15 protein-coding genes and 1 pseudogene are annotated in these 15,075 nt (G+C 68.5%); 6 read left to right on the forward strand and 10 right to left on the reverse strand.

Annotated elements, in window-relative coordinates; translation table 11 throughout:
• Positions 1–48: 48 nt before the first annotated feature.
• The 3 genes from ASD79_RS07505 (at position 49) to ASD79_RS07515 (ending at position 896) form a co-directional block, all read left to right on the forward strand.
• A complete protein-coding gene (locus ASD79_RS07505; protein ID WP_056720418.1) occupies positions 49–243 on the forward strand; it encodes a hypothetical protein in 195 nt (64 codons plus the stop codon).
• A 2-nt stretch (positions 244–245) separates the two neighbouring features.
• Positions 246–476, forward strand: a complete 231-nt coding sequence (locus ASD79_RS07510) for a hypothetical protein (RefSeq protein ID WP_200952287.1) — start codon at positions 246–248, stop codon at positions 474–476.
• A gap of 87 nt (positions 477–563) precedes the next feature.
• Positions 564–896 (forward strand): hypothetical protein, encoded by a 333-nt coding sequence (locus tag ASD79_RS07515; RefSeq protein ID WP_056720420.1) that lies wholly within the window; start codon positions 564–566, stop codon positions 894–896.
• 47 nt (positions 897–943) lie between these two features.
• Here the strand turns inward: ASD79_RS07515 and ASD79_RS07520 are convergent, their stop codons facing one another.
• Positions 944–1,669 (reverse strand): glutathione S-transferase family protein, encoded by a 726-nt coding sequence (locus tag ASD79_RS07520; protein ID WP_056720421.1) that lies wholly within the window; start codon positions 1,667–1,669, stop codon positions 944–946.
• A 90-nt stretch (positions 1,670–1,759) separates the two neighbouring features.
• On the opposite strand from ASD79_RS07520, the gene ASD79_RS07525 reads away from it, so the two are divergent.
• Positions 1,760–2,476, forward strand: a complete 717-nt coding sequence (locus ASD79_RS07525) for a YafY family protein (protein WP_056720422.1) — start codon at positions 1,760–1,762, stop codon at positions 2,474–2,476.
• Between the two features lie 35 nt (positions 2,477–2,511).
• Here ASD79_RS07525 and ASD79_RS24975 read toward each other — a convergent pair.
• The 5 genes and pseudogenes from ASD79_RS24975 to ASD79_RS07545 all read right to left on the reverse strand — a co-directional run.
• Positions 2,512–2,606: pseudogene (locus ASD79_RS24975) on the reverse strand (hypothetical protein); the annotation flags it as partial.
• Between the two features lie 72 nt (positions 2,607–2,678).
• Positions 2,679–3,650 carry a DUF4238 domain-containing protein gene (locus ASD79_RS23160; RefSeq protein WP_082584841.1) on the reverse strand — a complete coding sequence of 324 codons (972 nt, stop codon included), beginning with the start codon at positions 3,648–3,650 and terminating at the stop codon, positions 2,679–2,681.
• Between the two features lie 100 nt (positions 3,651–3,750).
• Positions 3,751–4,719, reverse strand: coding sequence for an alpha/beta hydrolase (locus tag ASD79_RS07535; protein WP_056720424.1), 969 nt, complete (start codon positions 4,717–4,719; stop codon positions 3,751–3,753).
• 231 nt (positions 4,720–4,950) lie between these two features.
• On the reverse strand, positions 4,951–5,775 hold the full coding sequence (locus tag ASD79_RS07540) for an RNA methyltransferase (protein WP_056720425.1): 825 nt from the start codon (positions 5,773–5,775) through the stop codon (positions 4,951–4,953).
• Between the two features lie 81 nt (positions 5,776–5,856).
• The gene (locus ASD79_RS07545) at positions 5,857–7,128 is read right to left on the reverse strand and encodes an MFS transporter (protein WP_056720426.1); all 1,272 of its coding nucleotides are present in this window, start codon (positions 7,126–7,128) and stop codon (positions 5,857–5,859) included.
• A gap of 210 nt (positions 7,129–7,338) precedes the next feature.
• Between ASD79_RS07545 and ASD79_RS07550 the strand changes: the two genes are divergently transcribed.
• Complete coding sequence (locus ASD79_RS07550; protein ID WP_056720427.1) at positions 7,339–8,400, forward strand: LacI family DNA-binding transcriptional regulator; 1,062 nt, start codon at positions 7,339–7,341, stop codon at positions 8,398–8,400.
• A 150-nt stretch (positions 8,401–8,550) separates the two neighbouring features.
• On the opposite strand, the gene ASD79_RS07555 is transcribed toward ASD79_RS07550, so the two are convergent.
• Positions 8,551–9,561 (reverse strand): VOC family protein, encoded by a 1,011-nt coding sequence (locus tag ASD79_RS07555; RefSeq protein ID WP_056720428.1) that lies wholly within the window; start codon positions 9,559–9,561, stop codon positions 8,551–8,553.
• A 135-nt stretch (positions 9,562–9,696) separates the two neighbouring features.
• Positions 9,697–10,530: a helix-turn-helix domain-containing protein gene (locus tag ASD79_RS07560; protein ID WP_056720429.1), complete on the reverse strand. Its 834-nt coding sequence runs from the start codon at positions 10,528–10,530 to the stop codon at positions 9,697–9,699.
• Positions 10,531–10,687: 157 nt separating this feature from the next.
• On the opposite strand from ASD79_RS07560, the gene ASD79_RS07565 reads away from it, so the two are divergent.
• Complete coding sequence (locus ASD79_RS07565) at positions 10,688–11,647, forward strand: alpha/beta fold hydrolase (RefSeq protein WP_056720430.1); 960 nt, start codon at positions 10,688–10,690, stop codon at positions 11,645–11,647.
• 23 nt (positions 11,648–11,670) lie between these two features.
• Here the strand turns inward: ASD79_RS07565 and ASD79_RS07570 are convergent, their stop codons facing one another.
• Together ASD79_RS07570 and ASD79_RS07575 are read right to left on the reverse strand one after the other, a co-directional pair.
• On the reverse strand, positions 11,671–13,209 hold the full coding sequence (locus tag ASD79_RS07570; protein ID WP_056720431.1) for a globin-coupled sensor protein: 1,539 nt from the start codon (positions 13,207–13,209) through the stop codon (positions 11,671–11,673).
• Between the two features lie 184 nt (positions 13,210–13,393).
• Positions 13,394–14,941, reverse strand: a complete 1,548-nt coding sequence (locus ASD79_RS07575; RefSeq protein WP_056720432.1) for a glucan biosynthesis protein G — start codon at positions 14,939–14,941, stop codon at positions 13,394–13,396.
• Positions 14,942–15,075: the final 134 nt, after the last annotated feature.

The following is a 15,075-nucleotide window of genomic DNA, read 5'->3' on the forward strand; positions in this document are numbered from 1 at the left end:
CCACGCGCCCCGGGGATCGGTTCAGAAGGGCAGACATGGAGAAAACCGATGTCCAAGGCTCCGCCCATTCCCCCCGAACAACGCGCCTTCAAGGGCCAGAAGCCCGAGATCGCCGGCCGCGGCGGCCATGACGATCTGCAGTCGCCCGATCCGGGCAACGCCGACGTCAACCTGTCCGAGCAGGGTCGTCACGGCAACCTGGCCCAGAACACCAGCCGCTCCGGCAACGTGCAGGATCGCTGACCATGCCTGACAAGAACCCCGCCGCCGACCGCTGGGGCGGTCCCGGCGCCAGCCACGAGAACGCCAAGCAGGCGCGCCCCGACCGCACGGTCAAGGACGCCGACGACGCCGATCGCTACAGCCGCCACAGCAAGGTCTCCGGCGGCGGGGGCGAGACCGACGTCCACCACGCCCACGACCCCGACCGCAAGGACGACTTCCAGGCGAGCGACGCCGAGAAGAAGAAGCACTAAGGCCGCGACGGCCGCCGACAGCCTTCGATTGCAATAGTCAAGCTCCCCCGGGATGATCCGGCTTTCAGCCGCTCTCCCGAGGATATCATGTTCAAAGCACTCGCCGTCATCCTGGCCCTACCAATCCTGCTGGCCTCGACCCAAGCCAACGCCCTGGCCAGGACCGGCAAGATCACTGGCCTATTCCTGTCGTCGCCCGGCAACCTGCCGTTCCGGATCTCGCTCGACAACGCGCCCACCGAATGCGCGGCCGGAATCCTCTACGTGGACACCACGCATCCCAACTATCAGGCCTATGTCTCCGCCCTGATGCTGGCCTATTCCCAGGGCAAGCAGGTCACGATCTATTACGCCCCGGCCCAGGCGGTCCCCAACGCGCCCCTGCCCGCCTGCGCGATCCAGGAATTCGGCGTTTTCTAACTGGGCGCGCGGAGGCTTCGCCGAAAGGTTCGGCGAGGCCTTCGACGTCAAGCCGCCTGGCAGACCTGGGGCGCGAACTCCGGATAGTAGCCGGCCATCATCCGCTCGGCATAGGCCACCAGGTTGGGGAAGCTTTCCGCCCGGCGACGGATCGGCGAGTCGAAGAACGGTGTCAGGATCTGGGCCAGCATGGCGAAGACGATGGCGTCGACGCTGGTGGGCCGGTGGCCCATCATGAACGACTTGTTCCCCAGCATCTCCGACAGGGCGGTCAGTGACCAGGCGGCCAGCTCGACGATCTCGTCGGGCGAATGGCGGCCGATGCCGACGGCCTTCAGGTTGGCCTGCACGGCGTCGAGCAGGCCGTCGATCGCTTCGGCGCGCGCTTCGCCGGGCATGCCATCGAACCAGCGCGCCGGTCCCTTGGCGAAGTTGCCGTCGTCGAAGAACCGGAAGTGGCAGCTGGCCCAGCCCAGGTGGTTCTCGACCATCCGCTCGATCGCCCAGGCCTGGGCGCGCTGGGCCTTGCTCAGGCCGGCGTCCAGGTCGACGCCGTAGCTGCGCTCGATATAGGCCCGGATGAAGGTGGAGTCGGCCATCCTGACCCCGTCGTCGTCGATCCACGGAAGCTGACCCTTGGGCGAGGTTTCGGGATGGGCGGGAACCTTCTGGTACCAGAGGCCCGCCATCTTCAGGTGGATCTCGGTCTTGGTGACATAGGGGCTGCCCTCGGGAAGGCCGTAGGCGGGGCCGGCGGCGTAGAGCGTGATCATCGTGGTCTCCCCTGGTGTGTTGCGACAATCGGACGCTACCGCCATGCTGCTGCCAGCATGCTGTCAGCATCGGTCGATCAGAGTGGCCCCATGAGACGCGCCGAACGCCTTTTCCAGATCATCCAGATCCTCCGCCGCAACCGCGCGCCGGTCACCGCCGACGCCATGGCGGCCGAGCTGGAGACCTCCAAACGCAGCGTTTATCGCGACATCGCCGCCTTGATCGGTCAGAGGGCGCCCATCCGCGGCGAGGCGGGCGTCGGCTATGTGCTGGAGGCCGGATACGACATGCCGCCCCTGATGCTGACACCCGACGAAATCGAAGCCGCCGTGCTGGGGGCCCAGTGGGTCGCCGGGCGCGGAGACCCGGTGCTGGCCACCGCCGCCCGCGACCTGATCGCCAAGATCGCCTCGGCCGTGCCCGACGAGCTGCGGCCGTTCGTGCTGACGCCCGCGACCGGCGCGTCGCCCGCCTGGAACCCGCTCCCCGACGGCATCGACATCGCCCAGACCCGGGCCTGGATCCATGCCGGCCGCAAGATCCGCCTCGACTATCGCGACGAGAAGGGCGCGGTCAGCCAGCGGGTGATCTGGCCGGTGACGGTCGGCTATCGCGACACCGTCCGCCTGCTGGTCGGCTGGTGCGAGCTGCGCAACGACTTCCGCAACTTCCGCACCGACCGGATCGAGGGCGCCGAGTTCCTCGACGAGAAGCACGGCCAGCGGCCGGGGGTGCTGCGGTCACGCTGGATGAAGGCGCTGGAGGAGGAGCGCAAGCGCTGGGCGGAGAAGGACTGCGCGCCGTAGGCGCTGTGGACAGTTGGGCGTTTGGCGCCGTGCGGCCGCCCTCGTCCTTCGACAAGCTCAGGATGAGGGCGACTTGTAGGGCGGTTCAGTAGAATTCCTCATCCTGAGCTTGTCGAAGGACGAGGAATTCAGCCCAAGATCGTCAACTGCCCACAGAACCTAGCCCTCGACGGCTGGCATCCCAAGCCTTGCGCAGCCGCTACTAGTGCGGTGCTCGACGCACACGGCGTGGTTTCAGCAAGACGTCGTCGGAGAAAATGATTGGCGAAGCCCAAACTTGTCGACGGGTTTCCTCACTCCAACCATTCTCCTTGGTTCTAATAGCGCGCCCCAGGCGTCGATCGACGAAAGCCCGATGGTGTTCATTGGCTCCCACCACGATCGCTTCAGCTTGGTTGACCGTGGCGTCATTGAAGGCTCGCTCAAGTTTATGGGGGGCCTTTGCAAACGCGTCCCGTACCTCAAGGTCGTTGACTGCCAAAAACAATGTCCTCGGACCAACCGGGACGATGACGAAGCCATCTCTGTTGCCGACACCGTTTGAGGTCATCACCGGGTCGTCACTAGTCAGTAGTCCGTGCTTGGGCTGCTCTAGTGTGATGAAGTTCCAATGCATGCGCGTAAGATGGTCACCAATCCAGGCGCTATCGATCATCGATCGAATGAGTTGGGCTTCGGTCTCATCGCAGATCGCCTTGCCGGTGGTCTCACGGTACTCGCGGTAGGTCGAAGGATCGTCCGGTCCACGAATGGCGTCGTAATTCCGCTCAAGATCGCTCCAAGTCGTTTCGTCGTTCTCGCGCACCTTGGTCCGGATGAACTCGATTTGGCGAGGATGGCGATAGAGCAAGGAAAGGACGAATCGAGACCAACCTTGCTGCAACTTTAGATTTGGCGGGCGGGCGCCGTGGGCCGCAATGTAGGCCAGAGCGTTGGCGGCCTGGGTATCGATTGGCGTCATGAACCCAGTTTCCATCTCCTGGCGCGCGACCGGGTCTGCGCGGCTAGGGATAGTGTAAAGGTCTTTTTGAAAGCCCACCCCAGCAGGATGCAGCCATCTGACGTCAACGATCCCGTGCGGGCGGCGATAAACGCAAACCTTACCCTCTCCGTTGGTTGCCCAGCGCTTAAGGTAAAATTCCGGAAGGTAGTGATGCTTGCGTGGCTCGGACATGGCAGCTCGCTATGAGCGGTGAAGCATAGTCTGGGGAAGCGTCGGCTATCCTAAACGAGAATCTCGAGATTATGCCGGTATCGGCACCGTCGTTCTTCACTCAAATCCCGTGCCGCTTGGCGAAGGTCTCGAACAGGCCCGGCCAGGCCGCGACCGGCTTGCCGGCGATGCCGCGCAGGCCGAACCCGTGGCCGCCTTCCTCGAAGACGTGCATCTCGGCCGGAACCGCCTTGGCCTTCAGGGCGGTGAACATCATCAGGCTGTTGGCCACCGGCACGGTCTTGTCGTCGGCGGCGTGCAGCAGGAACACCGGCGGGACGCGATCGGTGACGCCCTGGTCGGGCGAATAGAGCGCGATCTGCACCGGCGTCGGCGTCGCGCCGAGAAGTTGCGCGCGCGAACCGGCGTGGGCCGGCCCCTCGACCATCGAGATCACTGGATAGATCAGGGCCGAGAGGTCCGGCCTGGCCGACAGGGCGTCGGCGGCGTCGACGCTCTCATAGACCTTGGCGTCGAAGCGGGTGGTCAGGCTGGCGGCCAGGTGCCCGCCGGCCGAAAAGCCCATGATCGCCACGCGGGCCGGGTCGAACCCCATCGCCGCCGCCCTGGAGCGCACCAGGCGCAGAGCGCGCTGGGCGTCCTGCAGCGGCGCGTCGGGCCCCGCGCCCCAGCCGTCACCGGGCATGCGGTAGAGGAGGACGAAGCAGGTATAGCCGCGATCGGCCAGCCAGCGGGCGGTTTCAAAGCCTTCCTTGTCGATCACCACCCGTTGGTAGCCGCCGCCGGGCGCCAGCACCACCGCCGCGCCGTTCGGCCTGGCCGGACGGAACACGGTCAGGGTCGGCTTGCGGGTGTGGGTCACGGCGCGGTCGCGCAGGCCCTTGGCGTCGCCGCGCTCGGTGACGGTCTCGACCACGGTGACGCCGGCCGCGCCGGGCGGGTCGCCGGGCCACAGGGGCAGGACTTCGGTGGGGTCCATCGGCGTCTCCTTGGCTTGGGTCGCGGTGGCCAGGATCGACGCCACCAAGCCGCCGGTCAGGCTGGCCAGGGTTCCCCGACGGTTCAACATGCGACCTCCCAAAGCGACTTTTGGCGACCGTAGGGTGGGGGTTCGGTCGCGGCAAGTCACCGGTGTCATCACATGCCGCTGGCTAGGAGCTCTCACGGTCGTCATCCCCCGACTTGTTCGGGGGACCCAAGCCGAGCCTGACGCCATGTTTGATGCCGCTTGGGTCCCCCGCATAAAGCGGGGGATGACGAAGCTTGTTGAATTGAAGACGCTCTCGAAGCTCCGAGCTGACTAGCTGTCCGTAGGATCCATAGCCTCCGCGAACCGCAGGTGATGCAGCACGATGCCGCTGGTGGTGGCGACGTTCAGCGAATCGAAGCCGCCGGCCATCGGGATGCCGATGGTCCGCACCCGCGCCATCACCGCCGCCGACAGACCCGGGCCCTCGGCGCCCAGCAGCACGGCCGAGCGGGCCGGCGGGGTCAGCCGGGCCAAGGTCTCGTCCGCCGCTGGGCTGAGGGCCAAGCCCTGGAAGCCGTGCCGCTCCAGCAAGGTGACAACGTCCTCGCCCGGCGCCAACCAGGCGGTCGGCACGCTAAGGGTCGCGCCGCTCGAGACACGGATAGCCTTGCGGTAGAACGGATCGCAGCAATCGCCGTCGAGGATCACCCCGTCGACGCCGAAGGCCGCCGCGTTGCGGAAGATGCCGCCCAGATTGTCGTGGTTGGCGATGCCCATCAGCACCAGCACCACCGCCGTCCGGCCGGCGCGGGCCAGCAGGGCGTCGGCGGCGAGCGGCTCCGGCTTGGCGCCCACCGCCAGCACGCCGCGATGCAGGTGGAAGCCGGCGATGGCGTCCAGCACCGCCTGGCCGACGACATAGACCGGCGCGTCCTCCGGCAGGCCGGCGAACAGGTCGGCCAGCTTGTCGGCCCGCTTGCCGTCGATCAGCAGCGAGGCCACCCGCTGGGGCGCGTCGCGGACGAAGGCCCGGAGCACCGTCTCGCCCTCGGCGATGAACAGGCCCTGGCGGCCGACCAGGTCGCGCTCCTTGATGTCGCGATAGGCGGCGACGCGGGGGTCGTTCGGGTCGTCGATGGGGATCAGGTCGGCCACGGGGCCCTCGGCGTCAAAGCATTTTCAAGCGAAGTGGATTCCGGTTCGCGTGAAGAAAATGCGTCGAACCAAAAAACCTCGCTACCGCACGCCCCGTATCGGAAGGATCGCCAGTCCGCCAGCCGCCGCCAGCCCGGCCGCCACCAGATAGAGGGCGTGGTAGTTGACGTGGGCCGGTCCCAGGAACCACAGGGCCAGCATCGGCGCCAGGGCCTGGGGCAGGGTGTTGGCCAGGTTGATGACCCCCAGGTCCTTGCCGGCGTCCTTCTGCGAGGGCAGCACCTGGCTGACCAGGGCGATGTCGACGGCGTAGTAGCACCCTGCCCCGCAGCCGAAGATCAGGAAGCCCAGCACCACGATCGGCCAGCCCGGCGTCAGCGAGAAGGTGATCATCGCCGCCGCCAGGGTCAGGGCCGCGCCAGCCGCGAACAGCTTGCGGCGGCGCAGGCGGTCGGAAAGCATGCCGCCGACCATGCCGCAGGTGACGTTGGCGATGGTGGCGACCGTGGTCAGCAGGGCCAGGCCCTGCTCGGCCCGCTGGCCGGGGAACAGCTGCGTATAGTGCAGCGCGTCCTGCAGGTAGTAGAGCATGTAGCCCTGGGTCAGGGTGATCGCGACCAGCACCATGAACCGGCTGACCCAGGCCAGGGCGAAGTCCGGATGCTTCAGCGGATCGATCCACAGCTCGGCCAGGAAGCCGCGCCAGCGCAGCGGCGGCCGTTCGCCGGCCGGCAGCGGCGGGTCGTTCAGGCTGAAGGCGAACGGCGCGATGGCCACCAGCAGCACCAGGGCGATCGTCAGGTAGCGCGCGCCTTCGCCGACCAGCAGGCCGCCGACCAGCACCGCCCCGGCCATCGCCCCGATCGGATGGCCCAGGCTGAGGAAGGCCGCCACCCTGCCCTTCTGGGCGTCGGGCACCCGGTCGGGCAGCACCGCCAGCAGGGCCGAGAACAGCATGTTGAAGGCCAGCTGGAAGCAGACCACGCCGGCCATCAGCTCCAGCGTGCTGTCGGCGGCCATGATCATCAGATAGGACGCGACCGTGCCCAGGGCCCCGGCGACTATCCACGGGCGGCGACGGCCGAAGCGCGAGGTGGTCCGGTCGCTGATCGCCCCGGCCAGCAGGTTGGCCAGGCTGGCGACGACCGAGCCCCAGATCGCGACCTGGCTGAGCACCACGGCCTTGTTCACCGAATCGATGCTCGCGGCCTTGAGCGGCAGCAGCACCTGGAACAGGGGCATGAAACTGACATAGGCGCCGATCTGGGCGACCGTGAAGGCGGCGATGAAGCCGGCCTTCACCGGTCGTGTCGGTCTCGCCCTGTCGATCGTTTCGACCCCCACCGCCGTCATCACGCCTCCCCGCATCATGCGGTCTGCCGCCGCGATTGGCGCGACACTGACCTCGCGCGCGGGGCGACACAAGCCAAGACCGACACACCGTCCCCTCGGGCCCCGCCTGGCGGCGCACTTTTTTAAATCGCGAACGTCGCCTTGAGCGGCGAACTTGCACTAGGTTGGCTCCATGGAGATGAGTCCAAGCAAACCTGACCTGGCGGGCCCATGGCGTCGGTGACGATCTACGACGTGGCGGCGCGCGCCGGGGTGTCGATCAAGACCGTCTCCCGGGTCATGAACAACGAGCCCAACGTGCGGCCGCAGATGCGCGAGCGGGTGCTCGAATCCGCCGGCGTGCTGGGCTACGCCCCCAACCTGTCGGCCCGCAGCCTGGCCGGGTCGCGCTCGTTCGTGATCGCCGTGTTCGCCGACGCCCCCCTGACCCTCGACCACTGGCGCAGCGAGCGTGGTTCGGACTACCTGCAGCGCATCCAGCTGGGCGCGACCCTGGAATGCCGGGGCGCCGGCTATCACCTGCTGGTCGAGCTGATCGACCACGACGGCCCCAAGGTGCGCCAGGAGATCGCCGCCCTGCTGAGCGCGTTGAAGCCCGACGGCGTCATCCTCACCCCGCCCAGCTGCGACAACGACATGGTGCTGGAACTGCTGGACAAGGCCGGCACGCCCTACGTGCGCCTGGGCCCCGAGAAGCCGGAAGGCCCGGGTCCGCGCGTGCACATGGACGATGTCGCCGCCGCCCGCGAAATGACCGAACACCTGGCCGACCTTGGCCACAGGCGGATCGGCTTCATCACCGGCGACAAGCGCTACGGCGCCAGCCAGGCGCGGCGCGAGGGCTATGTCGCCGCCATGAAGGCGCGCGGCCTGAAGATGGACAAGGCGTGGATCCGCCAGGGCGACTTCACCTTCGAGTCCGGCCACGAGGCGGCCGCGGCCCTGCTGGCCCTGCCCGACCGCCCGACGGCGATCTTCGCCAGCTCCGACGAAATGGCCCTGGGCGCCCTGGCGGCGGCGGCCGAGGCCGACCTCGGCGTGCCGGGCGACGTGTCGGTGGCGGGCTTCGACGACAGCCCGGTCTCACGCCTCAGCCGGCCGCCGCTGACCACGGTGCGCCAGCCGCTGGTCGAGATGTCGACCCTGGCGACGCGGATGCTGATCAACGGCGTGGCCCGCCATAGCGCCGCCGAGGCCACGCCGCCGCGCGACGAGCTGCTGCCGTTCACGCTGATCCACCGGGCGTCCACGGCGGCCCCGGGAAAGGGATAGGGCTTTCGGCCTCGGTCCCGCCGAAGGGTTTAGGCTCTGTGGACAGTTGAGCGGTTTGGTCCAGGAAGCGCCGTGCGTCCTTCGAGGCCCTCCGTTGGAGGGCGCCTCAGGATGAGGAATTCAGCAACCAGCGCTTACTGTCCACAGCTCCTAGCGCTTGAACTCGCCGCAGGTCTTCGAACCCGCCGTCCCCGGCAGGGCGTGAAACTCGATGAACATACCCAGGTCGTCGCGGGTGGGGGCCAGGAAGGCGTCTCCCCACACGCCCTTGTAGCCGGCGAGCACTTGCTCGTATCCGCGCTCGACCCGCCGCTTCGCCGCGTCGACGTCCGCGACGCCGATGCTGACGCCGAGCACCTGGGGCCCTCCTTCGCGCAGCGCATCGGCGGCGATCCCCTGGCCGTCGGGCTCCAGCGCCAGGACGCCGTTCGGGCCGACCGGTATGCAGTAGCCGCGCGCCGAGATTTGCGGGATTCGAACGGGTAGCGCGCCGGTGAAACCCAACCGCTCGAGCTGCTTGCGATCCGCGTCGGCGTCGGATGACAGCAGCCAGAACGCCGACAGCGTCCGCGCGCCGTTGGGGTGCTGGCGCGCTGTCCGGTCGTCCGCGACGCTGGCTGGATCGGTCTTGTCGGGCGCGTAGTCGATGAAGAACAGGGTGCTGGAAAGCGGCGGTCGTTCGAAGGCGAAGAGGCGCCAGCGTGGCGGCTTGGTCGGGCCGCCGCCGTCGGGATCGTTGGCCGAGGCGGTGAAGACCGGCGTCACCGCCAGCCCCTTGCCCTTCAGCAGGGCGTGAACCTGGTCGAGCGCCGAGGACCGCACCCCGACGGAGCGCGCGCCCGGGCCGCCCTTCAGCGAGGCCTGGTCGGCGAGCATGCCGGGATCCATGTCCGGATTGGGCCGGGTGACGCCCAGGAGCTCGATATAGCCGCGGTCGGCCAGGCGGACATAGCGATTGGCCACCCCGCCAGGAGCGCGGCCCGGCCGGACCTGGAAGCCAAGCTTGACCGCCATGATCGCGCTGACCTGATCGATGTCGCGCCCCCACAGCAAGACATGATCCAGTTGGCTCGCCGGCTCGGGAGACGGCGTCGCGGGCATGGCGGGCGCGGCGACGCCCAGGGTCAGGATCAGCGCCGATAGCAGGACGAATGGCCGCACGTTTCTTCAACCCCGTTGAATCCCCCGGCGAGGGATGTCGCGGGCGTCGGGCGCAGTCTTCTACGGCCCCGGTCGCTTGGCCATGACCCCGGAGGTCATGAATCCGCACAAGCTCGAGGCCTCCCGCGCGGCCCGTCAGGCCGTCCCGGACCTCGCGAGCCTGGCGCACACCTCGGCGGTGTGGTCGTCGGCCGGAAAGGCGCACTCGATCCGCAACTCATCGAGCGTCACGTCGCGGGGCGTGGAGAAGGTGGTGATCGTTTCGAAGAAGCGCAGCTCGCCCTCGTCGCTCTTGAACACCAGGGTGAGCACGGGGGATGGCTCGACCTCGACGTCGCGGAAGCGCCAGCGGGCCGGCACGCCGGGATATCGCAGCACCTCGTTCAGGAGGTTCTGGGCCGTCTGGTTGCCGGGAGCGGCGGCGAGTTCCTCGTGAAGGTGGCGGATGAACTTCTCCGCCACCTCCGGCCAGTTGACGATGACCGACCGGAAGTCGTCCGGATCGAACACTTGGCGAAGCAGGTTGGTGTGGGGGCTCTCGCGCCCCTTCATCAGCAGCCGGTTGACCCGGACCGCCGCGTCATTGGCCATCAGCACGTCGAAGTGGCGATTGATCACGAAGGCCGGATAGGGCTCCTGGTGCTTGATGATCAGCTCGATGGCCTGGCGCATCCGCTCCAGGGCCGGCGTGACGAGCGTGTTCTCCGAATATCTGGGAACATAGCCCGCGGCGAGCAGCAGCGCGTTGCGCTCGCGAAGCGGCATGCCCAGCGCGTTGGCGAGGCGCGAGATCGTCTCCCGGCTCGCCTGGGACTTGCCCGTCTCGATGCAGCTGAGATGCCGGGTCGACAGGTCGGCCTCCAGCGCCAGGTCCATCTGGCTCAGGCGTCGTACGGCCCGCCATTCGCGCAGCAACACGCCGATCGGCGGACGTGTCTCGCGGGCTCGCGCCGCGTCCGAAGATCTCATGTCGATCACCGCTCCTGGAGGTCAGCGTATCAATGACCTTACTCGGGTTCTGGCATCCATGACCCGCGAGGTCATATCCACATGATCCGCCGCGTCGTTGAAGATGGAAACGGCTTGACCGACCCTCGGCGCAAATCCGTTGCGTCGCGAGGAGCCCATGAACAGACGTGAACTCTTGATCCAGGGCGCGGCCGGCGGCGCGGCGATCCTTTCGGCGGCGCCGGTCATGGCGCGGGCCGCCGTCCAACCCGAATGGACGCCGGCCCAGTTCCACGCGGCCCGGCGGTTCGCCGATCTCGAGGTCGGCCGGGTGGCCTATGTCGAGCGCGGGACGGGACCGGCCGCGATCTTTCTCCACGGCTATCCGCTCAACGGCTTCCAATGGCGGGGCCCGATCGCGCGGCTCGCCGGCCATCGCCGCTGCATCGCCGTCGATCTGCTGGGCCTCGGCTACAGCGACCTCCCCGCCGGCGCCGACCTGTCGCCGATCGCCCAGGGCGCCATGGTCGTGGCCTTGATGGACAAGCTCGGCATTCCGCACGCCGACATCATCTCGAACGACAGCGCCACGGGCGTCGCCCAGTTGATCGCCGCGACCCATCCCGAACGGGTGCGGACACTGCTGCTCACCAACGGCGACGTGGGCGCCAACAGCCCTCCCGAGGCCTTCCTGGGGGCCATCGACCTGGCGAAGAAGGACGAGCTGGACGATTTCTTCGAACGACACCTGACGGACAACGGCTTCGCGCGGTCCGACCAGGGCATCGGTCGCGGCTATGCGCATCCGGACAGGATCCTCACGCACGAGGTGCTCGAGACCTATCTCCGGCCGCTGGTCAGCTCCGACAAGCGGCGGCGGCAAGGCCAGGGATACGCGATCGCCATGCTGCCCAATCCGCTTCCCGCCGCCGAGCAAGGCCTGCGGGCCTTCGCCAAGCCGGTGCGCATGGTCTGGGGCAGGAACAACGAACTGTTCCCGGACTCGGGGGCGCTATGGCTCGACCAGACCTTCCCGAAATCCCAGGGCGTCCGGTTCGTCGAGGACGTGAAGCTGTTCTTCCCCGAGGAGCAGCCGGAACTGATCGCCGAGGAAGCGCGCAAGCTCTGGCGCGTCTGACGCCCGCCAGTCCGTCCAGGGTATCAGCGCCCCGGGCGGGCAAAGGCCGCGACGCGGGCCCGCGCCTGATGGACCGGGTTGTCGTTCGGCGCGGGGGCGTAACTCACGGCCGATCCGGTGCGGAAGCCGCCCACATGGTTGGACAGGTCGGCGGCCTCGGCGCGCAGGGCGTGGGTGGCCTCGGTCGACTGCTGGACCATCGCGCTGTTGCGCTGGGTCACCTGGTCCAACTGGTTGACCGCCACATTGACCTGGCCGAGCGCGGAGGCCTGCTCGTTGGCGGAGGCGGCGATCTCGTCGACCAGGATGTCGATGGCGCCGACCTTCTCGACGATGCCGCGCAGAGCCTCGCTGGTCTGGCCGACCAGGTCGACGCCCTCGCCCACCTGACGGCTGGAATCGGCGATCAGGGTCTTGATCTCCTTGGCCGCGTCCGCCGAACGCTGGGCCAGGGCCCGCACCTCCTGCGCCACGACGGCGAAGCCGCGACCCGCGTCGCCCGCTCGCGCGGCCTCGACGCCGGCGTTCAGGGCCAGCAGGTTGGTCTGGAAGGCGATCTCGTCGATCACGCCGAGGATCTGCGAGACCTTGGCCGACGAGGTCTCGATCTGGGTCATGGCCTGAGCCGCGCGGGTCACCACCGCGCCGGAAGCTTGCGCGTCGGCGGCGGCTTCGCTGACCCGGGCCGAGACCTGCTTGGCGCTCTGGGCGGTGCGGTCGACGGTGGCGGTCAGTTGCTCGACGGCGGCGGCGGTCTGTTCCAGGGTCGCGGCCTGCTGCTCGGTGCGCTGGGCGATGTCGTCGGCGGCGTGGGCGATGTCGTCGGCCCCGGCCCGGATGCCGGCGGTCGCCCGGGTCACGGCGTCCATGGTCCGGTCGAGCGAAGCGGCGGCATTGTCGAAGTCGTTCTTCAGGCTGGCGAACTCCGGCGACAGCGCGCCCTCGACGCGGACGGACAGGTCGCCGGCCGCCAGGCGCGATAGGGCCGCGCCCAGCGCGGCGATCGCCGCCGTCTGCTGGCGGTCGGCCGCTTGGCGGTCGGCCTCGAGACGGTCGCGCTCTTCCAGCAGGACCGAGAAATAGGCCGACACGGAAAGGTCCATGTCGAGGAACACGGCCTTGGTCAGGGCCACGACCTGGTCGGCGCCCTCGGTGTCGCCCCGCCCGCCGCCGAACAGTCCGCCCTTGGGACGCTTGGCCAGCACGGCGCGGATCAGACCCTCGATGACCAGGGCGTAGCCGCCGATCGACCAGCGCGGCTCAAGGCCGGCGCGGGCGTTGGACTGGCCGATGCGCTCGACCGCTTGCAGGTAGTCGACGCCCTGGTCGCCTGACAACATCCGCTTCCAGTGCGAGACCTGGCGCGCCTGGGCGCTTTCCCCGCGCCCGCCCTTGAACAGGTCGCGGGTCTCGGCGAAACCGCGAAGCTGCTCGTAGAAGCCGTCCAGCGCCGAAGGGATCGCCTCGTCCAGCACCGGCTTGGCCGCCTGCAACGCCGCCCGCGACCGGTGATCGAACCGCATGAAGCTGAGGCGTTGGTCGAGCTGATGGTTGACGCTCATGCGACAGGCCCCGAGTCACTGTTTTTCTTACGGCGATAGGCGTGACGGGAATTCATTAACCAAGATTGAAGCGGGGCCGTTTGGTGGGGGGGCGTCGGCCTTTATGTTTCCCTCTCTCTGAGAGAGAGGGAGGGGTTCCGCGCGTGCGTCGTCTGACAAGTCCGCCTTCAGGCCCGAATAAGTTCTACGCTGTCCAGAGATACCGCCAGGTCTCGGAAATCGCCTGGCCGCCCCGGACCAGCCGCAGCGACAGCTCGGCCTGCGAGGCCGTCGGCTTCAGGCCGAAGGCGGCCCGGGCCGAGGCCTCGCCCGGATAGGGCGACAGGTCGCTCCAGACCACCGTCCCGCCGTCGGCCTTGACCTCCAGCGCCACGCCGTCCAGCCCCTCGGCCAGCGCCCCGCCCTGCAGATCGACGGTGAACAACCGCAGGCCCGCCTGGTTATCGGCCCCGGTCCGGGTGCGGAACACCCGGGCGTCCGGACTAGCGAAGCGTTCCTGGCCCCAGTGCAGGCGATAGCGCAGGTCGACCCGCGACCCCGCCGTCCACGGCGCCTCCGGACGCCAGAAGATGGCGATGTTGTCGTCGGTCTCCTTGGTCGTCGCCAGTTCGGCCAGGTGCACCGCGCCCTTGCCCCAGGCGTCCAGCGGCTCGACCCACAGGCTGGGCCGCAGGTCGTAGCGGGCCTGCAGGTCGCCGAAGTCTTCCAGGTTGCGGGCCCGCTGCACCAGGCCGAAGCCCTTGGGGTTCTCGTCGGGGAAGTTGCTGAGCCGGTGGGCCTTGGGGTTCTGCAACGGCCGCCACAGGTGCTCGCCCTGCCCTGTCCAGATCGCCAGGCCGTCGCTGTCATGCACGGCGGTGCGGAAGTCGTCGACCGGCGGGGAATCGGCGACGTTGAACAGGAACATGCTGCTCATCGCCGCGACTCCGGCCTTGGCGATGGTCGCCCGGGGGAAGACCGCGGCCGCGACGTCGAACACCACGTCCTCGCCCGGACGGATCGTGAAGCTGTAGGCCCCCGCGCAGCTGGGGCTGTTCATCAGGGCGTGGACGACCACCGCGTCGCCGTCGATGGCCCCGCTATTGTTTTGGGGACGTTCCAGCCAGAAGCTGGTGAAGTCCGGGAACTCCTCGTTCGGCTCGCCGGCCCCGATGGCCAGGCCGCGCGCCGACAGGCCGTAGCGCTGGCCGCGTCCCAGGCTGCGGAAGTAGCTGGCGCCCTGGAACACCGCGACCTCGTCCAGCTTGTCGGCCTCGTTCAGCGGCCACAGCAGGCGGAAGCCGGAAAAGCCGCTCCAGGCCTTGGCCACGTCGGCGTGCTCGCCGGGGAAGTCGAACATCCCCGGGTCGAAGGCGATCGGCCGGGCCAGGCCCGCCGCGACCTCGTAGAGCGGCAGCGGGCGCGGATAGAGATAGGCCGGCGGGAAGAACTCGGCCCGGAACGACGGCGTCCGGTCCTTCCACAGCGCGTGGTCCGAGCGGAAGCGGATGCGGAAATACTCGTCGTAGGTCAAGCCTGACAGCGACGGCGCCGCCGGCGGCGGGCTGTAGGGCGCGGCGGCCAGGGCGCGGGCGCGATCCTGGAGGATCTCGACGGAAAACGGTTCACTCATCACGTTCTCCACGCCGGCCGGCGCCGTCTGGGCGGCTGCCAGCCTGGGCGCCAGGGCGAGGACCGCCGACAGCGAGAGCTTGCCGAGCGCCGCGCGCCGGTTCACGAAACTCGAAAACATGGGCGCCTTCTAGAACAACCCGACGCCCCGGCGCTACACAACGCAGCTTTGGCGACATCGGTCGGCTCTATTCGCCCAGGAACCGGGCGCCGATGGGGCGGAAGCGTGACGACCGTGCTGGCGCGGCGCCGCGC

The sequence above is a fragment of the Caulobacter sp. Root655 genome, from assembly GCF_001427665.1.
GTDB lineage: Bacteria > Pseudomonadota > Alphaproteobacteria > Caulobacterales > Caulobacteraceae > Caulobacter.